We start from the raw sequence: 20,444 nt of genomic DNA, 5'->3' as shown, positions 1-20,444 counted from the left end.
AAATGAGAAAATGCTGTGAAAATAAAAAAACATCCTCAATTATTTTTAGCGAGATGTGGATCGGTTGAAATTCACTGACGAAGCGGTACAAAAACAGTCACAGTCGTCCCTTTCTGCTCCACACTCTGAATCGTTATGCTTCCGTTGTAACGCGCAAGCAATCTTTTGGCGATCGCAAGCCCGAGTCCATACCCGCTCTCCCCGCTGTTTCTGGCTTTGTCTACCCGATACAATCGGTCCAAAACATACGGCAAATCTTGCTCGGGTATGCCGATTCCTTCATCTATGATAGCCATACAGGCTACATTTTCTTGCACCTTGGCCCTCACGAGGATTCTCCTGCTCTCCCCGGAATATTTGACGGCATTATCCAAAAGGATCAGTAGCACTTGCTCCAGGTGTTCTTCCGAAATGGCAAGGATTTCTCCAGCCAAAGGCGCTAGTTCTTGCTCGATCGTAAATGTCAGCTGAATCGTGGCAAATTTCTTGATCATGCGACAGACAGCCCGATCCGGATCACGGAGCGCGACATCTTCTTCGATCTCCACATGCTCCGCTCTTGTCAAAGCGAGTAGCTCCTGCACCAGTCCTTTTAGTCTGGCGAGCTCTTGAATCGATGTCTGCAAGGATTCCTCCAAAACAGCTGGATCATTTTTGCCCCAACGCCGCAGCATTCCCAGATGCCCTTCGATAATCGCGATCGGCGTCCGCAGCTCATGTGAGGCATCTTCGACGAATTGTCTCTGCTGCAAAAAGGACCGCTCCACCTGATCCATCATTTTATTGAACATTTTCATCAAGGTCGCAATCTCATCCTGATTATCGTGAAACTGCACGCGTTCATGGAATCCTTTTTGCCGGACGTTGCTCATCGTTTCATTCATCGATTGCAAAGGCCTAAGCAATTGCCGCGCGAGCAATCTGCCACCCAGTCCGCTTATGATCACAGCAGTCAAGCACCCAATTGCCATGACCTGAAATAGCGCACCACTCAACTGCTCAAATTCTTTCATATTCTTCAGAATCATGACTGTCCCGTTAAATTGAAAGATCGTAAGAGGACTGCTCATGATCAACAGGTCACCACGCACTTCTTGGGTCTGGGTGCGAATCGACTGAACAGGTGGAAGCGGTGGCAGTGTGATATCTTGAAAATTTTCCGATACGACAACAATCGGTTTACCCTCTTCGTCCAGAATGCGAATCATCTGATTTCGTTGATTGATTTTCTCCAGGAAGCTGCGTAGCTCTGTGAGGTCCTCCCCCTCAAAAGATTGCTCTTTTTCCAGCGTGTAGTTGAGGAACTCTCGCATCGTCTGTTGCACAACCTGTTGTTCCTGATTAAACATCCACTTCTCTACAAAAAAATATTGGAAGCTATTATAGCCAATGAATACGAGAAAAAGCAGAAGTGACGACCAGAGTGTCAGCTTCCATTTGATCGGGAGCTTTAAGAATCTCGATGGTCCTCTCATTTTCGCATCACGTAGCCAATCCCGCGTACAGTCGAGATATAGCTATCCTCATTGGGAGAATCGATTTTATTACGCAAATACCGAACGTACACATCGACAACATTGGTCTCGACAGCCGCCTCGAATCCCCATACGGTATCGAGTAGCACCTCGCGAGGCAGGACACGATTGATGTTTTTCATGAACGTCACGAGCAAATCATACTCTCTTTTGGTCAACTCAACAGGTTGATTATTTTTGGTGACGATACGTCCCTCTATTTGGACCACCAGTCCTCGGTGCGCGAGCATGGTTCGGGGGACATTCTCCTGTTCTTCCTGACGGCGAAACACAACGCGTATGCGTGCCAACAGCTCCTCGATCGCGAATGGCTTCGGAATATAATCATCGGCACCACTATCCAAGCCTGCGACACGGTCTGTAATACTGTCTCTGGCTGTCAGCATAATAATCGGCGTTTTTTTCACGCTGCGTATTTTTTGACAAACCGCTATACCATCAAGCCCTGGAAGCATGACGTCCAATAGTATGACATCCCATTCTTCCTGTAAAGCGAGCTCGAGTCCTTTATGTCCATCATGCGCGACTGTAATCGCAAACGATTCGTAGCGAAGCTCCAGCTCAATAAATCGGGCCATATTGATCTCATCTTCTATCAGCAGCACTCTTTTCACGTTTTGCCCACCCTTTTGCCCATGCCGGGGAATTCCACCTGATTGTAGATGAAAATAATTTTCAGCGTCAATGTTCTCCTACGCAGCCCAGTAACCATACGCCCACCTCTTACATAAGATATGTCAAACTGGATAAATGTAAGGTGGTGTAACATGTACGGATATCAGCCTTATGAATACCCATATGAATATGACCTGCGAGCCGTGTCCTCACAACATGGGCGGAGAACAGGACAATCTTTTGCCGAAATTCAGGGCGGTCCACTGGCGCCGAATCTGAATGGATATGTTGTGTTTACCGATGTCCCCTACGGTACCGAAGTGTTCGTGGAAGTCAGCGGTCTTCCCGCTTTCCAGCCAGCCGCTGGCAATCAACCGCAAATCGGGCCATTTGGTTTTCATTTGCATGAGCATGGCACCTGTACGGTAGGAAATCCGAATGACCCCTTTACCGCAGCAGGCAGTCACTGGAACCCTACACAGCAACCACATGGCAACCACGTAGGCGACTTCCCCGTACTGTTTTCCAATGACGGCTATGCACGAATGACTTTTTTCACAAACAAAATCAGTGCAGCAGATGTAGTTGGTAGAAGCGTGATCATCCACCAAAGTCCCGATGACTTCCATTCGCAACCGGCAGGAAATAGCGGGAAACGACTGGCATGCGGATTGATCTACGCTGGATGACGCTTCACTCGAACAGGAAAAGGGGGCAACTCTATAAGCTGCCCCCTCCCATTATTGAATCAGCTATCGCCGTAATGTAGACAAATCAAATGCTGGTACAAGCCCTTCCTCGGCTGCACGACCGAGCAACGCCTCGACAGCTGCATAACCATCGTTACCCAAATTTCTCGTAAACTCATTCACGTACAAGTTAATATGCGCTTGCGCTACCTCCAGAGACAGCTCTTGGGCATGGGACATGACATATTCTTGTGATGCGGTTGGATTCGCCCATGCATATTCCACAGAGGAGCGCGTCCAATTGGTCAGAGCCTCGATGTCCATTGATTTTTTCACGATGATGGCACCCAACGGAATCGGCAAATTGGTATCAGACTCCCACCAGTTGCCCAAGTCCGTCATGAGAGACAGCCCGTAGTTTTGATACGTGAAACGTGCCTCGTGGATGACGAGTCCCGCATCGATCTTGCCGTCACGTACAGCAGGCATAATCTCATGAAACGGCATGACGACGATCTCCCCTACACCACCTGGGACATTTTGTGCTGCCCAGAGCCGGAACAGTAAATAAGCTGTGGAGCGCTCACTCGGGACTGCTACACGTTTGTTGGACAGGCGTGCTGGATCCTTCGCACTCTCGCCAGAATTTCCTTGGGTCAAAACGAGTGGCCCGCATCCTCTGCCCAGTGCACCGCCGCAAGGGAGCAACGAGTAGTTATCCATCACCCATGGCAATGCCGCATAGGAGATTTTCATTACTTCAGGGCCTTCCCCCTGTGCAGCAAGCGTATTCGTAATATCGATATCTGCGTACATAATATCGAGCTTTGGCGCTCCCGGAATCAAATCATGTGCCCAGGCATGAAAAACAAAAGTGTCATTCGGACATGGTGAAAACGCAATTTTCATGATAGTACCTCCCGTAGTACAGAGCTTCCCTTTTCCAGAGATTCCAACGCATCTTTTATCCGCCAAGCGGATTTATCTCGCGGTCCAATTGCATTCGATACCGTGCGAATTTCCAGAACAGGTCGTCCAGCAGCCTCGGCAGCAGTCGCAACGCCATACCCCTCCATCGCTTCAGCCAGCGCGTCTGGCATCCGCTGTGCCAAAGCCGCCGCTGTTTCCGCTGTTCCCGTTACGGTTGATAGTGTGAGTACGATGCCTTTTTTGGCAGCCAAGCCTGCTGCCCTCATTGCTTCCGTTGCCCGTTCGACCAACCCCTGATCGACACTTACTCGAGCTGATCCAAATCCCAATTCGTCTACACTGCAAAAGCCCTCAGGCGTTTCTGCCCCCAAATCCGCACAAATAATCTCTGTCGCGACAACGAGCGACCCAATCTCTGCTTGTCCCACGAATCCGCCGCATATTCCTGCACAAATGACCAGATCGTAGTCCGCGCAAGCAAGCGCTCTGGCTGTACTCGCTGCGGCCGCTGCTGGTCCTACTCCCCCAGCGATGACTGTGAAACGCTCATCCCCTTGAATGCCGCGCATCACTGCATCCCGTTCTGCATCAACGGAGGTCACGACCAGAATGCTTCTATATTGTTGTGACAAAGTCATTTACCCTAGCTCCTTTCAACCGCTTTCCATCTCCCACGTTATCGCTACTTTTCGTTCGTGTAAAGGCGTTTAAAGAGTTTGTCAAAAGACAGGGAAATTATTACAATGGAACCTGCTATGCATTTTCGTTAGATAAGAGGTGACCGATTATGCTTCATCCACCGAATCCGAACACCCATCCCGACTGGCTCGCCCCCCATTCTTTGGCCTGGTACACTCAGCTGGGCGAAATGACTGGTGAATACGTATATCCGTGGCGCTCTACCATTACGGAACCGAATGGCGAGTCGCTTTTTATGGAGGAAATTGGTCGCGTGGTTCCGAATCAATCCGTTCTCGATATCGGCTGCGGGCACGGAGCATTCACACTGCACTGGAGTCGTTCTGCCAAAGAAATTGTCGGCTTGGATGTGACAGAAAACTTTGTGCAGAACGCCCGTACGCAAACACCCGCAAACGTTTCCTTCGTTGTCACCAATACGAAATATACCTTCCCTTTCCATGACGATACGTTCGATTGCGCCTACAATCGCAAGGGACCTACCTCCGCCTATCCAGATATAGCACGCGTCGTCAAAAGAGGAGGCTCATTCATCGGATTACATCCGGGCGATCAAATGTCCTCCGAATTATTCGAATGGTTTCCTCATTTATTTGGTTCACGTCCAGTAAACACTCCGATCCTGCAAAATCTACAGGAGAGACTCAGACAAGCTGCTTTCCAGCGAGTGGATATTCAGACGGTGATCGCCACCGAGTATCTTCAGACCCCACTCGATGTCATTCGCATGCGTTGCTTCGGGCAAAGTCCCACTATTCTCACGTCCACCTTCGAACAACACATGGAGAGTGTTATGCCGATTTTTGACCACTATGCGACTTCTGACGGTCTGCCAACTACGCATATGTATTACCTCGTTCGCGCGATTGTTTGATTCTTCCTGTAAAAAAACCTCTAGCCGTATTTGGCCAGAGGTTGTCACTACGCTTATCCTTTTAGCAAATAGCTGTTGCCATCTTCATCCTGAAAAGTCGCATAGGTCCCCCACTGCATCTTGTTCAGTTCCCCTTGAAAAACAACACCGTTTGTGCGCATCGTTTCGTACGTCTTTTCAATTTCTGTACATTCAAAAACGATCGAGGCTTTTTGTTCCTGCCAGTCGCTCATCATACTTTTCGGATAGAGTACCAAAGCAGTCTGGGCACCTGCTGGTCCTACCTCCAGCCAACTGCTGTTTGGTCCCATCGGGTGCTCTTGCTTGACTTCAAATCCAACCTTTTCTGTCCAGAACACTTTTGCGCGTTGCTGATCTTCTACGTAAACAGCTACCGTGGCCATTTTGGTAATCATAATATCCTCCTTACTAACTCGAACCTTATCCTCCAATTGTAACCGAAAAAAAGTTTACTTATCGCTATCAGCATACCCAAATGTTGACAATAGTTGCACATGTATTTATATTTAATTACGAAATGTAAGGAACCAAACATTGAATAAGCTTCTCCCTTTCAATGCATCATGATATTGTAAAAACAAGTTGCAGGAGGAATGCAGAGTGGGTAAGGATTTTATTGCAGCCGTAAAAGACAGAAGAACGTACTATGGGATCAGCAAGGAAAATGTTGTATCTGATGAGCGCATTAAAGAAATCGTGCAGGAAGCAGTAAAGTACTCACCATCCGCATTCAACTCCCAAAGCGCTCGCGTTGTTGTCCTCTTGGGTGCGGAGCACGATAAGCTGTGGAACATCACCAAAGAAACCTTGCGTAAAATCGTTCCCGCTGAAAATTTCGGAGCCACGGAAGAAAAAATGAACGCCTTCGGTAGCGGCTACGGCACAGTTCTTTTCTTTGAAGACCAAAGTGTCGTCGAAAACCTCATGCAGCAATTCGAAGCGTACAAAGATAATTTCCCGATTTGGTCCGAGCAATCTTCCGGAATGCTTCAGTATGTTGTGTGGACTGCATTGGAAATCGAGGGCTTCGGTGCTTCCTTGCAGCATTACAATCCACTCATCGATGAAGAAGTCCAACAAACATGGAAGGTCCCTAGCACATGGAAGCTGAGAGCACAAATGCCTTTTGGCAAACCAACCGCTCAACCAGGTGAAAAACAATTCCAATCGCTGGATGAGAGAGTGAAGTTCTTTTCCTAAGTAACATTTCGCTCCATGTTCGTAATGGACGGCTCAGAGATTTCGTACTCGGGCCGTTCTTTCGTTTATTGAGCGATTGCTTTCCTCTATCGTCTGTGATAGTATTAGCTTAAACAAAAGATTCTTATTTAAAGCGTTCACATATTGTAAAGGGTTTACATTTATGTTTGAACCTTTTACAATGTGTGAATTTTATTTTATATAAATAAAAGTTACATATTCATTTTATTTTGTTGGAGGTAACACCCATGCAAACAGGTACAGTTAAATGGTTCAACGCAGAAAAAGGTTATGGCTTCATCGCAGTTGAAGGCGGAAACGATGTATTCGTTCACTTCAGCGCAATCCAAGGCGACGGTTTCAAAACCCTCGAAGAAGGCCAACGCGTTGAATTCAACGTGGTTGAAGGCAACCGTGGTCCACAAGCTGAGAACGTAACAAAACTGTAAATTACACATAAAGCTGCCCTTGCGAATAACAAGGGTGGCTTTTTTTTCCAGTCATTTTTCCTCACAAAATTCGTTCTTTGTTCCTAAAGAGCAGTTGACATTAGCTATGCCTCCCCATATAATCACTTTATAATGCAGAGTAAAGCAACGGCGCTTTCTAGCATAAGTTTTAAAATGTACACAACGAAATAAACGTGACTTGCCTTTTTCGTTTATTTTTAGCGAGCTATGAAAGCGGTTCCAGTTGGTTGTTATTGACATTACCTGTAAACAAAAGTTCATACGAAATAAGCAAAGGCGCTTAGGGTAAATCTCATTCATTTATGAGATCCTAAGTGCTTTTATTGTTTACATCCGCAAAAAGGTGGGATATCCATGGAGCACATTGGAAGCGTCATTATTTACATCATCATGTTATGTGCAGTAATTGGTGCCATTGCCGCGATCCGCAACAGCGATGAAGGTCTCGGTAAGGAGTTCATGGAAGGGATTCACTCAACAGGTTACATCTTCGTTCCTGCTGCCGGTATTATGGCGTCCCTCCCGTACATCTCTTGGTTCGTAGAAAAAGCGGTATCACCCATCTTTAACAAAATTGGAGCAGATCCTGCGATTGCGGCAACTGCGATTCTCGCATCTGACATGGGTGGCTATCAGTTGGCAAACCTCCTGAAGACCTCCACGGAAGGTTGGATTATGGCGATGATCGTCGGTCTGATGGCCGGTGCTACAATCGTGTTCTCCATCCCAATGGGTCTTGCTATGTTGGACAAGCGCGACCATAAATACATGGCGCTTGGCGTAATGTCCGGTATTTTGACAGTTCCGATTGGTGCTTTTATCTCCAGCGCCATTCTTGTTTTGACAAATGCAGAAGTTCGCAATGAAATCTCGACAAACGCTGAATCCACATATGCTTTTGCTATTGGTTTCGGTCAGGTACTGTTGAACCTTTCACCAATTTTGTTCTTCGTATTAGCGATTGCTGCTGGTCTGCGCTTCCTGCCAGACTTGATGATTAAAGGCTTCATGATTTTCGGAAAGACAATGGATGCAGCTATCAAGCTCGTACTCGTATTCTCGATCGTGCAACACTTTACTGGCATCTTCACGAAGATTTTCGGAGCTTGGGGCTTCGATCCGATCATCGCCGATCCAACCGATCAATACCGTGCATTGGAAACTGCCGGTTACATCGGGATTATGCTCGCAGGTGCGTTCCCAATGGTATACATGCTGCGTAAATATGCAGCGAAGCCGCTCGAAGTATTGGGTAATAAGCTGGGCATGAGCCCTTCTGGTAGTGCAGGCTTGCTCGCAACTAGCGCGAACATCCTAGCGATGTTCCGTCTCATTCGTTCCATGCCGCCGAAAGACAAAGTTATCAACATTTCCTTCGGGGTTTGCTCAGCTTTCTTGCTGGGTGACCACTTGTCCTTCTCGGCTAACTTCCAACCAAACATTATTTTGCCGGTCATGATTGGTAAATTGGGTGCAGGTATTATCGGGATTGCTTTTGCTTACTGGCTCTCCGTTCCGAAAGCACTTGAACTGGAAAAACAAGATCGTGCTGCAGGAATTATCGGTCCAGATGAGTACTTGGATAATCACAACGCTCAAGCTGAAGTTGCAGCAACCAAACAATAAAAGCAAAAGAGCGGTCCTTCGTGGGCCGCTCTTTTTTTTCTTTACACAGCTTTTTGGCTCATCTCCCAAATTTCCAATGCAGGTACCGGCTTTTTTGAGCACCCTTCCATCGTTAATTCACGCGCTTCTTTTGACCACAAAAAAGGATAGATCGCAAACATTTCATCGCCTTTTAGCAGGGAAACGTCCTTCTCCCAATCCTTCCAGAAAAATGTGGCATAAAACGTATGGATATCCCCCGTCATTGCCCAGTGCAAAAAGTCGGTATAGCCGATTTCAAGGTCCTCCCACGCAAGACTGTCCGGAGCGAAATACCATATACCGCCTACCGAATCCGGGAACATTCCACCATTGATCGCAAAGAATCCCCCTATGACATCGTCTGCTACCAACAGCATCTCGTTCAATGCACATTGCTGATTCCAAGAAGTGATGGAACGAGGTAAATGAGGATGACCGGACCCTAGAATGCGTAGCCAGCCTTGGTGAATCAGAATCCCGCCTGTTTCGAAAGCAACAGCACCTAGAGTTGACCTCATCGTTACTTGTAAATCAACAAGCTGTTTTTTCCCTTGTTCCTGTTCAGACGGCAGAAGGGTAATCTTTCGGTCTGATGCTGACTGCCATTTTTTTATTTCTTCTATCGCTGAATCCTCTTCGCAGTACAATTCCTCGAAGCTTTTCATTTCAGCCCCCACTCCAAAGTTATTGGGCGGCGCCCACAAGATGACGCTCACTCCTACCAGGTAGCTGATAGCACCCACCTAGTCATACAAATCGGGTGTATTTTAATCCACCATCCATCCCCAAAAAACAGCAAGAATGATAAAAACCCCTCCATAGGCGGCATATACCCGCCCGAAGGAAGGGAAGCTTTGAAGCATAGTCTGTTTATGTAATCATCACATTAGCTCGCCATGACGGACGAATCTTCAAAATCTACCCTTGATGGGCAGCCTGTGGGGAGCAGCACAAATCTCCTTTGCCCGATTCAAGTGCAGATTTCAAGCTCCTCAAAACATGAGACCAAGCCATTTCGTGCCAGCCCCGAGCCTTTTCCCACTCCTCTCCCTCTTTCCAACCGAAATGCTCGACCAATACTTGCGTTTTCCCCTCTGCTTCAGACAAGGTGACAAGTACGTAAGTCAAGGCATCCTCGTGATTCATGGTATCTGCAAATTCATCCGGTCCCTTCCATGTAAAGCCCAAGCGCTCCTTCGGTTCAAAATGGGTAATGATGCACCCTTTCGTCCCCATCTGGTCGCGATTGGTTGGATTGAAGTACAATTCGTACGCTCCACCCAGATACGGCTCAATCGTTGCATCAGGCGCAAACCACTGAATAAGCCGTTCCTTTCGTGTCCATGCCCACCAAACCAGCTCTATAGACGATGATACTTCTATCTCCGCTTTCAAGAAACCCATTGTGCTTCCCCCCAACTATTTTCCTAACAGTTTGAAAATAGCAATTTCTGTATAACCAGTCAATACAGAACACTCGCTATCTCCAATTTCACGTCTGAACGAGATTTCAAGCGTATTAATGAGTCTGAACAAGTCTGAATGGAATATTTTTTACTAAAAAGTGTAATTGTGCAGTAATCGCATAAGAATGAATGCTATAATAACTAAGTAAGTAAAAAATTTCACAATGGGGAGAGGAACGATGGAACAACCACTTGCTAAATCGGCTCATCAGAAATTACCCATTGGAAAATTGCTCAAGAGGGTCTTCGGTATCCTGATTGGTGCTTCCCTGTTTTCGGTAGCGCTCGAGATCTTTCTCGTACCGAACAATATTATCGACGGTGGAATCGTAGGTATCTCGATTATTACCTCGCATCTGTCTGGGTTCCCTCTTGGCGTTTTCCTTTTCGTGCTTAACTTGCCCTTCTTAATTATAGGGTACAAGCAAATTGGAAAAACGTTTGCACTCTCGACCCTCTTCGGGGTTACGATCATGTCAATCGGAACGACACTGCTTCATCCTGTCGAAGGGCTAACAGATGATCCCCTGCTTGCTGCTGTATTTGGCGGCATACTTCTCGGGATTGGTGTAGGACTTGTTCTTCGCTATGGAGGCTCTCTGGACGGTACAGAGATCGTCGCTGTACTGCTTAACAAGAAATCTCCGTTCTCCGTTGGTGAGATCGTAATGTTCATGAACTTATTCATTTTGAGCAGTGCCGGATTTGTATTCGGTTGGGATCGCGCGATGTACTCGCTGATCGCCTACTACATTGCATTCAAAATGATCGATCTGACCATCGAAGGCTTCCAGGAGTCTAAAGCGGTATGGATCATTAGCGACAATCACAAGGATTTGGGAGATGCAATTGTAGCTCGTCTGGGCCGTGGCGTTACCTATTTGAATGGTGAGGGCGGCTATACTGGAGACGACAAGAAAGTAATTTTCTGCATCATTACACGATTAGAAGAAGCCAAGATGAAGCTGATCGTGGAAGAAGTTGACGAGAATGCCTTCTTGGCTGTCGGCAATATTCACGATGTGCGCGGCGGGCAGTTTAAGAAGAAAGCGATTCATTAAAGGGAGAAAAGTGTACCCTATAGAGTGGACTTTTGAAAAAGTCGTTCTATAGGGTATTTTTGTAATTACGAATACAAATCTTTTTGTAAGAATTCTTCTTACATGAAGAAAACCCCAAAGGAGTATTTAGATACTCGTTTGGAGCATTTGGGTCGGGGCTATTTCCCTCTACAACACAAAGAGAACCCCAGACAAGCATATGCTGGCCTGGGGTCTATAACATTAGTCTATCTCTAATACATACGTTTTTAAAAGATTATCTTCTTCGTCAAATACATATATTCGTTCACAATTGTTGCATCGCCAAACATCATTTTTTGGAGGGAATATATCTCTGATTGATGATAACCCTAGAATTTCTTCATACTCTAGATCAGAATACACCCTTAGTTGAACTTCATTAGGAGAACTGGTATTTGAAAGTATCTTTCCACATTTACATTGCATTCCAGCCATTTATTTTTCATCTCCTATGTCATATTTTCAGGATAACCATAATTAAATTCGTAAATCCCGTCTTCAGTCCAAATATGGACTTCCTTTCCCCATACTTGATCTTTCATTTTTCTAGCTGTGTCATAAATAACTTCATAAATATTGAAGACTGACGGATCACTTGTCAACTTTCTCATATCATAAATTACAACATGTGCTTGTTGTTTCAGTAGACCTTCACGTATCTTGTCACTTGCTGAATTAATGTTCAGTATACCATTTTGGGGGTTTGCTGTTTTTAACTCTGTAGGGGCACCATCAACTTCAAAATCGTAAGTTTTTTGGCCTTTTATCCTTGGAATAGGTTTTACATCATGCCCCATTTCCAACAAGTTCTCCACTACATTTTTCTCATCATTATCAAAGTCATTTAGGCTTCCAATTATGTCCCCTCGACTTCTATCATCCCCGCTTCTCCAGCCATAATGTTTAATACCTACACCTTTCAAAAATTCTGAGTCTGTAATATCTCCGTCGAACCAAGCGTCTACGTATGTTCCATCGTGAATCCCGTATTGATACGTAAAAAATGACCAAGAAAAATCTATACCTCTTTTCCTATGTCCACTTGGATCACTGTATCTCAGTGGATTATTCTCCACATACGTATACCGATTCAACGTCAGCGGATTATCCACTTGCCCCTTATACGCATCCTCCGAAATAAACCGCCCAACACTCGGATCATAGTATCTAGCACGTAGATAATACAGCCCTGTTTCCGCGTCGTACACCTCACCCGTATACGTAAACGGATTTGCCATGGACTCCGATTTCGCAACAATATTGCCCCAAATATCGTAATCGTAGGTGTTGAGTACTTGTCCCTTCCTATCTACAATCTTTTTGACATTGCCCAGACTGTCTCCAAGGTAATAACCGCCTTGCTGCCCACCACTGTGGAGCTTGCGGAATAAAATACCGTTCCCCCAGATGTTTTGGGCTTTCACGTTACCGTTTTGATCTAATTCTTCAATCACATACCCATTTACATAAACATATTTCGTAGCGTGCCCATTGGATTCCTTCACAGCTCGTAATCCATCCGGATTGTACGAAAAAGAACCGCTGTCCCCATTCTGTTTCGAATAGGTTTTCAAGCGGTTCAATCCATCGTAGGTAAATGTATAGCTGTCTTTTGTATGTGGCTCGGTGCCTTCCACATGTTCCCGATTGCCTCTCGTGTCATAACGATAGGTGCGCTCGCCCTGCGGATTCGACTCTGTCTCGATTCGATCAATCTGATCGTATGCATAGCGATAGGTCTTTCCGTTTTGCTGAATCTCTGTTTTGTTGCCAAATGCATCATAACGTAATTGTTCCGTCCATGCAGAAGCACCATTTTGCGTATGCCCTGTTGTGACGGCTTCCCCAAAGGAATTGTATTCTTTCCGAGCCTCTATGCCATTCGGATAGCGAACGGTCTCCGTATCACCCGAGGAGCTGCGTGTGTATTGATAGGTGATCAACCCGGAAAGTGTACTATCGACGCTCTTGATTCTACCTTCATAGTCGTAGGAATAGTTGACTCTCGTTCCATCTGGATACGTCAGGTAATCCATGGCACTATCGTCGTTTTCGTAGCCAATCGTGTAGTTGCGGTTAAACGCTGTTTGGTTTTTCAAGCGTCCAAAAGCATCGTAGCTGTATCCGATTTCTTGCCCATCACTATTAGACTGTCTAGTAACCTGGCGTGTAATGGGATCATACTCGTTTGTACTCGTGTAAACAGTTGTACCATCCGGTTTGTTTACGCGTAGCTCGGCTACTTCATAAAACGGCGTGTAGGTGTACTGGTGAACATTCCCTGCTTTATCCGTGACTGAATCTAACTCACCGTTCAACTGATAGCGTATGCTTTCACTCTGATTACCCTGAACATCGGATTCACCCAATTTCCAAGAGAGATTATTATAGGTATACTGTCTCGCCTCTGTACCATTTTCCGTTACCTTGACGAGGTTTCCTTGAGGATCATAATCATAGCGATACTCTTGGCTCAATGGATTATTTAAATACACAAGGTTTCCTGCTACATCATACAAGTAGTTCCAATAACGGATTTCTCCATCGTAGCCATAGACCTCTTTTGTAGAGAGCCTGCCCCATCCGTCATAGTCATACTCGATACGTCGTGTTTGACTGAGATCCTTTGCCTGCTCCACTTGTACATAACCGAATTGGTCAAGCAACTGTACGGTTTGCAGACCATTCGGGTGCTGTACGACAGCGGCTCCCTGGGGCAGATAGCTGTCGTCTGTTACGGCTGTGTTTGCATAGGAATGAGTCGTTGCTTCTCCTTGTGAATTCGTAACAGATTTCAGGCTGCCATCCGAATAGTAGTCATATTCCAGTTTGCGTTCTTCCATCCCATTCGGGGTAGTAGAACCTACATGTCTGCCGTCAAACAAGCTTCTGCTATACTCGTTCGCGACCAGCGTTCTCGTGCCGTTATTGCTCACTTCTTCTTGAAATTCTACATCACCGTGAACGGTATAATAGGTAACCTGTTTCAATTCATTGGGGTCTGCCTCCCCATTAGTAAATACTTCTTTCGTCACTTTACGGGAAGCATCATCGAAGGTGTAGGCGACATTCTTTTTCTGTCCGTCGTGATCAAAAACTTCTTCGTTAAGACGATCCAGATTGTCATAGAAGTAGTGAACGGTGCTGCCATCACTGAAAGTTTGTGTCTCTAGCAAATCCAGACCATTCACATACTCATAGTGAAAAACAAGATCGGTCGTCTGATTGCCCAAATCAACTTCCTTGATTGCCTTTTCGATCACATGACCATAATTGTCGTACTGATCAAATGTGGTCACCAAATAGCTATCGGCTATCGCAGGATCAGTCGTAGACGTAATCTCTTCTATTTTCGAAACCTGTTCGTCAGTGTTGTACTCCAGATTACGGATAACCGTATCTGTTCTTTCACCTGTACTGGTTCGGTAGGTTCGTTCTTCTGTTTCCTGATCAATCAGCATATCTGCATTAAAGGTGAACGAGTTGGTCTGTGCCAACTCATTGTCACTTGATTTCTTGGTAACCTTTTCAACAGGGCGATATGCTTGATCTTCTCCCCATACAGTAAAAAACTCGTAATTCCATTTCGTCACGATACCGCTAGCGTCAACATGCTCGGTGATATCTCCGAAGTCGTTATAGCGGAACTTCGTGATATTTGCATAATTGGGTAATATCTCTTCACTCGTAGAATCTATCTGCAAAGAACCGTCTGGATCTACTTGTGGGTCCATCAAGAACTCACGAATCGTCTCGTTGGGAACACCGTCCATAAAACTGAATTGATAGAGCGGCTTTTTATCTAGATACGCGTAGGTTGTATACTGGACAGGATTGTATTTGTAGGTTGTGTTACCGTCGCTGATTTGCAAATCAGGGTTGTCCCGCAGCGTTTTGGTTCGAACCCGTTTCATTAAATGGTTGCCGCTGTCATCAGTTTGGAAGGTCTGCTCGACTCCGTGTGAATAGGAATCGTATTCAATCGTGGAAACAATATCGCCAAAACGCTCATCTGCGTCGATCAATCGATGGGCCGACCATGTTCTTGGTTTCTTCCAAATTTCCCACGTTCTTTGCCCCGCACCATTCCCCATGCTGTATTCCAAGCTGTACATGACTTCTTCTTCTGTCTTTCCGTACGGGATGTAACTGAAATCAACCATGCTTACCGGATGATAGCTGACATAGGACAAAATATTGTCATCCTGGTAAAGTCGAACAACCCCACGGCTTTGTGCCACTTTGTTTTCCTGGTAGATGGAATAGTAATAGGTCATCGCTAACCCATTGATCGGATAATGAACTGATCGCAACAACAAGTAATCCAAATTTTTGCTGCGATTTTCATTGTCCTGGTTCAAGTAATCGTCCGACTCAAAGGCAAAGGAATCATCGCGATTGAAAGTGTAATTACTAATGAGGTTAAATTCTGCCTCCCGCATTTCATACGCATAGCTGGCAATGACTTCAGCGTTTTGTTCAACAGAAACCAACTCAGCAGAAGTGCTGCGTTCAGGACTTGTATTGTTACTGTACACGACATCGTAGTTAATTGTTTTGATTGGCTCATCCTGATCTTTGTCAGTTTGATCTCTGTACAATTTCAGGTTTTTGATTCCGCCTGCCTTGTCTCGCTCCATCACCACATAGCGTCCATACGTATCCTCAATCTCGACAACATGGTCATTTTGTTCATCCATGCGGTATCGGATCGTATCACCAAATGGATTGCGTTTAGTTACCAAAAGCTCACTGCTGGATCGGTCAAACGTATAGCGATATCCATTCACAATTAATTCAACATCTCGTCCCTCTGTTTGTTCCGTAAAAGAGATCCCCTCATAGGGATAATTCACCCACTCGTTCCCTTCTCGGATCAGGGTTGTGCCGTCTTCCAGATGAAAAACATAACGAGATACGCTTCTCCCTGCTTCGTCCTCCCGAACAGCTAATTTATACTGCGTTTTCCGCTCGCCGCTCTCTGAAAAGTGACTCACTTCTTCTGTCGTAATCTCGTCGTAGTACTCAAATGTGGGAAAGTTAAAGCTCCATCCTGTCGCAAATGGGATGAACTCGTTTTTGAACAGCTTGGTTTCCCTGCGATTCTCCCACGTATCATTTCTACTATCGTATTTCAATATGGGTTCTCTCGTTTTGCTGTCCAACTGGTTATATACCCGTTGGATGACCAGATCCATTCCGTTCTTTCCAGACAACGCTAGGTCGGTCTCTACCAGATTCGCTGCACGATAAAACTCGTCTACGGGCTTGCCCGAGTATGTTTTCGTGTAATACTGCGCCATTTGCCCCACTGAGTATTGGACGTCTTCAGCCGCGAGCGCGAGTGCCATCGACTGCTTGCTCAATTCACCTACTTCTTCTGTTTGTGTTTTCTCAAAAGTAAAAATATCAGGAACGTGGGTCATTAATTGTTCCCGTTGACTATTCGATACACTCTTCAGCAAATCTTGGACCACTTTATCGTTCCATGTATTTTGCTCTACCTTTTCCTTGTTGCTCAACAGCTTTCTCAGTTTCGGATAGAAGTAAGAGGCGATCTGCATCGATTTGCGATCAAACGTTTTCGCCATGGCGATCACTGTCTCCGCTGAGAGCGGGTCCCATGACACAGCCTTCATCTCTGCTTCTGTCAAAACTGGCACTTGAGCAGGAGCTGCTTCCTCTGCGCTTTTGGATGGGACGTTATTGATTTTCTCAATGACCCATTCTTTTGTATCCTTCTTAGCAGACTTATTGGTTGGTACCCCATACGCCATGCTTGGAAAAAGCGCAGTCGTTACCAAAGCAGCTGTTACAAATGACGTTAGCCATTTTTGTAGCTTCATGTTCGTTATCCCTCCCTTAATTCACTCTTGTTTTTGTCAGGACGTTCCCATTTTCATCGTAGGTGATCTCGATGATTAGAGTCCCGTTCTCATAAATTTGCATCAATTGATTCCGGTTATTGTAGACATATTGGAATGAACCCCCGCTGGCAGTGTCGATGAAATCAAAACGAAACGGGTTACTCGTAAGACTGGTAGAAGCACCAACTACTTTAGCTGGAGCAATGGATACGGTTGCGTTTGATACGTCATTTACGTTCGCATGATTCAATGCCTTGCCCGTAAATGCAATGGATAGTTGAGTGTCACTCATCCTCGTAACCTGAACACCTAAGCCTGGAGGCAAGTTATTCACAGTGACTCCGCTAGACATGTCTTGAACGAATGCTCCATTGGCAAGTGTAATAACCTGTGTCGCTGAAATGGTTCCGTCATTAATCGAGTTTTCCTGAATAACGGGAGAGCCTACTGCAATCGTTGGGCTCCCTGAAGAATCGGCACTTGCATTCAGCCTCACAAAAGAGAAATCCTCGCTATATGCCCAGAGCACAACATAGACAGGGTCACCAGCTTTTCCATACATCTGAATCTCGGAAAATAGTGACTCCCCGTTGTCATCGTTCGTGGCAATTTGACTGGTTAATTTTTCGTCAGAATAGAGTTCGAGAACAGTATCTACAACCATATCCCCTTCTCCAAAAGGACTAGTGAAAAATTTTACATTTCCCGAAACATCAGGCGTGAATTTGTACACATTTCTTGAAACGCCTTCCAGCGTGACGTCCAGAGAATTGTTCGTCTTCAGTTCTGGATACGATTGCGGATCTAGTTCGGCCCGAATTCGCGTGTGAAGATTTCCGCCGAGAGCACTTAGTTTGACATAATACGGTTGACCGCCAACCAAAAATGGCGTCACCTCCAACTGATCTTCTGCCAAACGTAGTTGATACGGTTCGTCGGTAGAAAAACCAAACCCATGGACGACTGGATAATATTTGCTTCCAGCTGTTGCCTGGAACGAAGCCATTTCTTCTTCACCCGTACCATTGGCACTACTTGCTACTACCTCCCCGAGTTCATCAAGGACATAGACGTCGTAATCCATGGCAGAAGGACCTTGCAAGCTGACCGTTATCGGAGCATTTTTCTTGGCCTCGAACGAATAAAAGTCCTGATCGCCTGAGTACGATAGGTAACTTTCGATTGAATTCCCAGCACTTACTGGAGAAGCCTGTGAAACATCATCATTCGGCTCGTATAGATCGACGGAAGAAGCTACAGAAACTGCTTTCGCAGCAGCGAAGGATTTCACAGACCGACTCGTTAATTGCTCCCGTGCCGCTTTCATTTCAGCTTGGTACTTCTCATGTAAATCCCCTGTTCTCTTGTCTTTCCGTTTTGCTAAAGAATCGTTTCTTTCCCTAGTCAATTTTTTTGCCAGTTCGAGGTTCTTGTTTTTGACGGAAAGCTTCATGAGCAGCTCCCATTCATTTTGATAGTGGACCCACTCTCGATCAAATTGCTGGCTGGACCGATCTGCCGCCTTCATTGGCAAAGCCTTTTTGGAAGGATTGTCTCTTTCTTTTGCAATAATTGATGCGGGTTGCAACATGAGACAACAAACCAGAAAAAAAATAAGATGCTTCCTTTTCATGTGATTTCTGTACCCCTTTCTTTTGATTTTTTCAAACGATGACACCAACCACCAAACGCAAACAGCCACCCGGCTGATCACCGGATGGCTGCTGTCTTGCTTCGTATTGATTTCATCGTTTGACTCTAGTATAGCCTAGCTGGAACCATCTTGAGCAAAATGAACGCTCGTGTGAGGTTCTGTAAAGAAGTGTCTACCATATGTTTCCACAACCTAAAAAATAGAGTACGATACTCGTATATCTCGTGGAAAAAGGAGGTTTTCTCAGTGAATCAAGCATTCTCGATAGAACGGGTTCCTTTTGAACAGAAGCACGCTCTCAAGCAACTGTTGGAGCTGTATACGTACGACTTCACTGAGTTTGAGCCTTTCGAAGTAGATAACGGCGGCTTGTTTGGCTATGACTACTTTGAGAAGTATTGGGTCGAACCAGAACGCCATCCCTTTTTCATCAAGGTAAATGGTAAGCTGGCCGGGTTTGTCCTTGTCCGCATGCTCACAAGCCCTGATCCAGATTTGCCATCAATCCACTCTATTGCTGAATTTTTTATCATGAAGCGCTATCGTCGACTGGGGATCGGAAAAGCGGCCTCCCATCAAGTCTTCAAAATGTTCCCGGGTGCCTGGGAAGTCTTTCAATTGGAAAACAACATGCCCGCCATCAGCTTTTGGCGTACCAGCATCCGCGATTACACAGCCAATCACTTTCAAGAGCGTCAAGAGGATGGCAAAGTCATACAAACGTTCCTTTCGAGGCCATAGCAGAAAAAAGCCAAGGGACAGCGCCCTTGGCTTTTATTAAGAAAACTAACTAGCTGGTGACCGCAGGAAAGGTCATCACGACAACAGTTCCGCTACCCAGCTTGCTCTCCACCATAATCTCTCCCCCGTGAGCCAAGACGAGCTGTTTAGCTATCGCCATGCCCAGCCCCGTACCACTGGTATTCTCTCCTGTATGCCCACCTCGATAGTATCTTTCGAACAGATTGGCCAGTGTCGTCTCATCCATACCCGGACCATTGTCCGCAATTTTGACCACAAACTGATCGGCTGCAATCGACTGTACCTCTACGAGCACGTGTGTACCTGCCGGGGTATATTTGATCGCGTTTGTCAAAATGTTGACGATGATGCGGCGAAACCAGATTGGATCAACCTCGGCCGTTATCGATTGGACATTCGCCGAAAATTCGATGTCATGCAAGGACGAGCTCGGATCGTTCACCATATCCACCACAATCCTGCGAATGGTTTCAATGATCGCAACAGGTTGTTTAACCATCGGCAAAGCTTGGTTCTTGAGTCGATAGGTCAAATTCAAATCTTCAATCAGCCCGTTCATGTAGTCTGACTTTTCCCGTATCGTTTTCCCAAATTCGCTGACTTCTTTTCTGTCCCATTCATACTGTTCGGACTCCAAAAAGGTAGCATAACCGTAAATCGAGCTCAGCGGTGTCTTGAGATCATGGGAGAGCCCGGTAATCCATTCCTCTCGCGTCTGCTCGATCTCTTGCTGAAGCTTTTCATTGGAACGCAAGGTTTCACTCAGATGCCGGAGAGCGTCAAACACATCCTTGAACACACGAAATGACTTCTTTTCTTTCCCTCGCCAATTCCTTCCGATTGGTTTCCCTTTTTTCCCGATGGGCTCCTCATAGCGACCTTGGGCCAGTCTTTCCAGCCAATTCACCATGTGCAAGAGCGGCTTGCCTACCC

Annotated in this window: 18 protein-coding genes and 1 pseudogene; 7 read left to right on the top strand and 12 right to left on the bottom strand. The window is 45.9% G+C overall.

Annotated features, from left to right (window positions below):
* Nucleotides 1-71: 71 nt before the first annotated feature.
* Nucleotides 72-1,475, bottom strand: coding sequence for a cell wall metabolism sensor histidine kinase WalK (locus PMI05_RS19455; RefSeq protein WP_007725395.1), 1,404 nt, complete (start codon nucleotides 1,473-1,475; stop codon nucleotides 72-74).
* The gene (locus tag PMI05_RS19450; RefSeq protein ID WP_007725394.1) at nucleotides 1,472-2,149 is read right to left on the bottom strand and encodes a response regulator transcription factor; all 678 of its coding nucleotides are present in this window, start codon (nucleotides 2,147-2,149) and stop codon (nucleotides 1,472-1,474) included. Before PMI05_RS19450 ends, PMI05_RS19455 begins: the two co-directional genes overlap by 4 nt.
* A gap of 153 nt (nucleotides 2,150-2,302) precedes the next feature.
* On the opposite strand from PMI05_RS19450, the gene PMI05_RS19445 reads away from it, so the two are divergent.
* Nucleotides 2,303-2,839 carry a superoxide dismutase family protein gene (locus tag PMI05_RS19445; protein ID WP_007725392.1) on the top strand — a complete coding sequence of 179 codons (537 nt, stop codon included), beginning with the start codon at nucleotides 2,303-2,305 and terminating at the stop codon, nucleotides 2,837-2,839.
* A gap of 63 nt (nucleotides 2,840-2,902) precedes the next feature.
* Here the strand turns inward: PMI05_RS19445 and PMI05_RS19440 are convergent, their stop codons facing one another.
* Both PMI05_RS19440 and PMI05_RS19435 read right to left on the bottom strand, forming a co-directional pair.
* Entirely contained in the window at nucleotides 2,903-3,748 is an 846-nt protein-coding gene (locus PMI05_RS19440) for a 1,4-dihydroxy-6-naphthoate synthase (protein ID WP_007725391.1), read from the bottom strand.
* Nucleotides 3,745-4,407, bottom strand: a complete 663-nt coding sequence (locus PMI05_RS19435; RefSeq protein ID WP_007725389.1) for a futalosine hydrolase — start codon at nucleotides 4,405-4,407, stop codon at nucleotides 3,745-3,747. Before PMI05_RS19435 ends, PMI05_RS19440 begins: the two co-directional genes overlap by 4 nt.
* A 149-nt stretch (nucleotides 4,408-4,556) precedes the next feature.
* Here PMI05_RS19435 and PMI05_RS19430 point away from each other — a divergent pair, with 149 nt between their 5' ends.
* Complete coding sequence (locus tag PMI05_RS19430; protein ID WP_007725386.1) at nucleotides 4,557-5,342, top strand: class I SAM-dependent methyltransferase; 786 nt, start codon at nucleotides 4,557-4,559, stop codon at nucleotides 5,340-5,342.
* 53 nt (nucleotides 5,343-5,395) lie between these two features.
* On the opposite strand, the gene PMI05_RS19425 is transcribed toward PMI05_RS19430, so the two are convergent.
* Entirely contained in the window at nucleotides 5,396-5,758 is a 363-nt protein-coding gene (locus PMI05_RS19425) for a VOC family protein (protein ID WP_007725384.1), read from the bottom strand.
* Nucleotides 5,759-5,963: 205 nt separating this feature from the next.
* Here PMI05_RS19425 and PMI05_RS19420 point away from each other — a divergent pair, with 205 nt between their 5' ends.
* The 3 genes from PMI05_RS19420 (at nucleotide 5,964) to eutH (ending at nucleotide 8,659) form a co-directional block, all read left to right on the top strand.
* Nucleotides 5,964-6,563 carry a nitroreductase family protein gene (locus tag PMI05_RS19420; RefSeq protein WP_007725382.1) on the top strand — a complete coding sequence of 200 codons (600 nt, stop codon included), beginning with the start codon at nucleotides 5,964-5,966 and terminating at the stop codon, nucleotides 6,561-6,563.
* A 248-nt stretch (nucleotides 6,564-6,811) separates the two neighbouring features.
* On the top strand, nucleotides 6,812-7,012 hold the full coding sequence (locus PMI05_RS19415; RefSeq protein WP_007725380.1) for a cold-shock protein: 201 nt from the start codon (nucleotides 6,812-6,814) through the stop codon (nucleotides 7,010-7,012).
* A 375-nt stretch (nucleotides 7,013-7,387) separates the two neighbouring features.
* A complete protein-coding gene (gene eutH / locus PMI05_RS19410) occupies nucleotides 7,388-8,659 on the top strand; it encodes an ethanolamine utilization protein EutH (RefSeq protein ID WP_007725378.1) in 1,272 nt (423 codons plus the stop codon).
* 41 nt (nucleotides 8,660-8,700) lie between these two features.
* Here eutH and PMI05_RS19405 read toward each other — a convergent pair whose 3' ends face one another.
* The 3 genes and pseudogenes from PMI05_RS19405 to PMI05_RS19400 all read right to left on the bottom strand — a co-directional run bounded on the left by PMI05_RS19405 (nucleotide 8,701) and on the right by PMI05_RS19400 (nucleotide 10,084).
* Nucleotides 8,701-9,345, bottom strand: a complete 645-nt coding sequence (locus PMI05_RS19405; RefSeq protein WP_039961035.1) for a DUF2625 domain-containing protein — start codon at nucleotides 9,343-9,345, stop codon at nucleotides 8,701-8,703.
* A gap of 78 nt (nucleotides 9,346-9,423) precedes the next feature.
* Nucleotides 9,424-9,537, bottom strand: a pseudogene (locus PMI05_RS30145) (hypothetical protein); the annotation flags it as partial.
* A 61-nt stretch (nucleotides 9,538-9,598) separates the two neighbouring features.
* Nucleotides 9,599-10,084: an SRPBCC domain-containing protein gene (locus PMI05_RS19400; RefSeq protein ID WP_007725374.1), complete on the bottom strand. Its 486-nt coding sequence runs from the start codon at nucleotides 10,082-10,084 to the stop codon at nucleotides 9,599-9,601.
* Between the two features lie 241 nt (nucleotides 10,085-10,325).
* Between PMI05_RS19400 and PMI05_RS19395 the strand changes: the two genes are divergently transcribed.
* Nucleotides 10,326-11,207 carry a YitT family protein gene (locus PMI05_RS19395; protein ID WP_007725372.1) on the top strand — a complete coding sequence of 294 codons (882 nt, stop codon included), beginning with the start codon at nucleotides 10,326-10,328 and terminating at the stop codon, nucleotides 11,205-11,207.
* A 222-nt stretch (nucleotides 11,208-11,429) separates the two neighbouring features.
* Here PMI05_RS19395 and PMI05_RS19390 read toward each other — a convergent pair whose 3' ends face one another.
* The 3 genes from PMI05_RS19390 to PMI05_RS19380 are packed head-to-tail and all read right to left on the bottom strand — an operon-like array spanning nucleotide 11,430 to nucleotide 18,686.
* Nucleotides 11,430-11,663, bottom strand: a complete 234-nt coding sequence (locus tag PMI05_RS19390) for a hypothetical protein (RefSeq protein ID WP_007725370.1) — start codon at nucleotides 11,661-11,663, stop codon at nucleotides 11,430-11,432.
* A gap of 14 nt (nucleotides 11,664-11,677) precedes the next feature.
* Nucleotides 11,678-17,074: an RHS repeat domain-containing protein gene (locus tag PMI05_RS19385; RefSeq protein WP_007725364.1), complete on the bottom strand. Its 5,397-nt coding sequence runs from the start codon at nucleotides 17,072-17,074 to the stop codon at nucleotides 11,678-11,680.
* A 16-nt stretch (nucleotides 17,075-17,090) separates the two neighbouring features.
* Nucleotides 17,091-18,686: a PPC domain-containing protein gene (locus tag PMI05_RS19380; RefSeq protein ID WP_157230914.1), complete on the bottom strand. Its 1,596-nt coding sequence runs from the start codon at nucleotides 18,684-18,686 to the stop codon at nucleotides 17,091-17,093.
* Between the two features lie 309 nt (nucleotides 18,687-18,995).
* Between PMI05_RS19380 and PMI05_RS19375 the strand changes: the two genes are divergently transcribed.
* Nucleotides 18,996-19,490, top strand: coding sequence for a GNAT family N-acetyltransferase (locus tag PMI05_RS19375; protein ID WP_007725361.1), 495 nt, complete (start codon nucleotides 18,996-18,998; stop codon nucleotides 19,488-19,490).
* A 49-nt stretch (nucleotides 19,491-19,539) separates the two neighbouring features.
* On the opposite strand, the gene PMI05_RS19370 is transcribed toward PMI05_RS19375, so the two are convergent.
* A partial coding sequence (locus tag PMI05_RS19370) for a sensor histidine kinase KdpD (protein ID WP_007725360.1) occupies nucleotides 19,540-20,444 on the bottom strand: 905 nt, incomplete at its 5' end.

This window comes from Brevibacillus sp. BC25 (assembly GCF_000282075.1).
Classification (GTDB): domain Bacteria; phylum Bacillota; class Bacilli; order Brevibacillales; family Brevibacillaceae; genus Brevibacillus.
The sequence above is the reverse complement of the archived record's forward strand: the minus strand, read 5'-3'. Positions and strand labels throughout refer to the sequence as shown.